Source organism: Mesotoga sp. HF07.pep.5.2.highcov (assembly GCF_003666285.1).
In the GTDB taxonomy this organism is placed as follows: domain Bacteria; phylum Thermotogota; class Thermotogae; order Petrotogales; family Kosmotogaceae; genus Mesotoga; species Mesotoga prima.
The window spans coordinates 1-2,718 of the sequence record NZ_JFHJ01000251.1; the positions used below are offsets into that span (position 1 = coordinate 1).

Genomic DNA, 2,718 nt, shown 5'->3' on the forward strand with positions numbered 1-2,718 from the left:
GCGTAGAAACCGTCGATGTCGGCAGCGAGGTAAACCTTTTCATTCAGCCAGTATGCGCCCTTCACTTTGATAATCGGAACGGGACCGACGTTTTTATTGTCGACGAACTTCGTTCCATCGAGAGACTCGAAATAGATATCTGCATTTCTCAACTGAAGAGAAAGACCAAGGGCAAGATAGCTGTTGCCCTTTCTCAAGACGTCGTAAGTGTAACTGACCCTGTAGAAGGGGAAGCCGTAGTTCAAGAGGATTCCGCTTCCGGCGGGGAAGGTGACTCCATCGACTATCAGATCGTTTTTAAGCTGAACCTTCGACTGAACGGTAAGCGGCTGATACAGAAAGTAGACCGTATGTTTGCCAATGCTAAGCCCGGCGGTGTACCTTTGATATGGAAAGAGAACGTCCTGACCGCCATCTTTCACGTAGTTAAGAACGGTTCCCGTCTGACCGAACTGAATGGTGTGGAAGATCACTCCTGTAAATCCGATCTCATAATCAAGCTCGAGTTTGAACCTGTTTTCGGGGTTGTTCAACATCCCAGCCGATGAAACAACTGCGATGAGAAGAACCACTATCAGTACGAACCTTGTCTTCACGATTCCACCTCCGTTTATACTGATTACAATTATAAAGCTTCCAGTTACAAAAGTGTCAGGTCATTTGGGGATTGTCGATCTCTTCTTCGCTGCTAGAATAGTCGCAAAGGGGGCAAATATGGAGAAGCGTTTACCTATTATGGAACATGATTATGAAAGACCGGCCGTTATAGAACCGACGAAGGTCATCTCTTCGATCCCCGAAATGCCGGAAAGAGCGGTAATTCTCTTCTATCAGGGTGTGATAGAGACTCTCTTGAGCAAGGGTCTTCTGAAGAAGATCATTGACAGGAGAAGCGAGGTAGGATTCTTCCCCGTCTATGAGATCGAGTACAGAGGGGTCAAAATCGCTATCTTGAATCCCGGACTTGGAGCGCCGTCGGCGGCGGGCTTCTATGAGGAGCTCATCGCCCTTGGAGTTAGAAAGACAATAGCCTGCGGCTCATGCGGAGTGCTCAAGAGGGATATTCCTAGGGGAGAAATCATAGTCGTTGAATCTGCTATCAGAGACGAGGGAACCTCGTACCATTACCTGGAGCCTTCCCGCGAAATCGCTGTAGATACAGAGGTTTTGGAAAAGGTAGAGGCTGCACTGGAAGCTTTATCGATTCCATATATCAGAGGAAAGACATGGACAACAGACGCTTTCTACAGGGAGACGAAGAAGATAGTCAAGGAGAGAATCGACGAGGGCTGTATTGCCGTCGAAATGGAGGCTTCGGCCCTTATGGCCGTCTCAAAGTTCAGAAATGTCCTCTTTGGACAGCTTCTTTCCTCGGGAGACGATGTTAGCGGCGAAGAGTGGGACAGAAGATTTCATCCCGAGGCCGCCAGTCACAAAGAACGCGTCTTCTGGGCTGCGATAGAGTGCTGCCTCAACCTGTAGACCTGTCTATTCTCTTTGCTCTTGCCGGTCTTTTCCGAAGAAAACAAGGTAATGTGAGGTGATTTTGTGAACGGACCGAGAAGAGTTTCCGAAGAAGAGTACGAGAAAGTTGCGGAGATCCTTACCGAAGCCTTCTTTGAAGATCCCATGATCAAATACGTATTCAAGGACAGAGAAAGAAAAGATATAAGAAGACTGTACGGCGTAATGACGAAAGCGTACGCTCCATCAAGCGATATCTACTTCGATTCCGAAGAGACTGACGGCATGATCCAGTGGATAGACTCTGAAAAGGAACCCGGCCTAATGGCATGGCTCCGGAGTGGGGCGATGAGAATGATCGCTTCGCCTATGAGCGCGCTCTTTCGTTTAATGAAAACAGGCATGGAGATTTCTAAGACCCAGAAAGAATGCATGAAAGAACACAATCTTCACCTTATCTTGCTGGCCGTTTTACCTCGAAAACAGGGAATGGGAATAGGAAAGAGACTGATGAACCTCTTTATTGAGGAAGCAGACTCCAGAGGACGCCCGTGTTATCTTGAAACCCAGAATCCGTCAAATATAGGCTTCTACGAATCCTTTGGATTCTCGGTCGTAAAGGAAATCGAAATCTCGTCCGAGCTGAGATCATGGAGCATGGTGAGGCCGATTTCAATTGAAGAGCACAAAAATCCCTGAACGCTGATAAAAACCGCGTTGTCCGTCAACGGTCCCCCGTACTCCGCCGAGAATACCAGTTCTTCGTTCCGACGCTACGCGTGCAGGTTGTTAGTTCTTCGTCTGAAATTCCGTCATCTGAACTTGTTTCAGCATCTCTATCCTAAGAACCGCTATACATTGATGAAAACCACGTTGTTCGTCAACGATCCTCCCCACCCCGCCAAGAATACCGGTTCTTCGTTCCGACGCTACTCGTCCAGTTTCTTAGTTCTTGGTAAAGAATTCCGTAATGACTGAAAATGAGGTCCGTTCTTGATCTTAAATCCCCGCTTGGGCGGGGGGGACCGCTTGCGGTGGGGTGTGTGCTCTTTGAACAACGTTTAGAATAGATTGGCCTGTTCGCAATTGAACTATATATTCACTACTTCACGTTATTAATCTGTGATCCATATGTATGCTCCTACCAGAGACCAAGAACTAACATCGAGCAACCACTCACATCGGACTATTTCAGAGCATCGGTTTTTTCGCATACAAAGACCAACACCCTCCGCCACTACGTGGCCCTCCTCC

General features: G+C 47.8%; 3 protein-coding genes. 2 read left to right on the forward strand and 1 reads right to left on the reverse strand.

All coding sequences use genetic code 11. The features are described 5' to 3' along the window. A partial coding sequence (locus tag BG32_RS05140) for a hypothetical protein (protein WP_121526509.1) occupies nt 1-596 on the reverse strand: 596 nt, incomplete at its 3' end. A gap of 52 nt (nt 597-648) precedes the next feature. On the opposite strand from BG32_RS05140, the gene BG32_RS05145 reads away from it, so the two are divergent. Then, the gene (locus tag BG32_RS05145; protein ID WP_259459532.1) at nt 649-1,482 is read left to right on the forward strand and encodes a nucleoside phosphorylase; all 834 of its coding nucleotides are present in this window, start codon (nt 649-651) and stop codon (nt 1,480-1,482) included. Nucleotides 1,483-1,548: 66 nt separating this feature from the next. Continuing rightward, on the forward strand, nt 1,549-2,163 hold the full coding sequence (locus BG32_RS05150) for a GNAT family N-acetyltransferase (RefSeq protein ID WP_121526508.1): 615 nt from the start codon (nt 1,549-1,551) through the stop codon (nt 2,161-2,163). Nucleotides 2,164-2,718 lie beyond the last annotated feature (555 nt).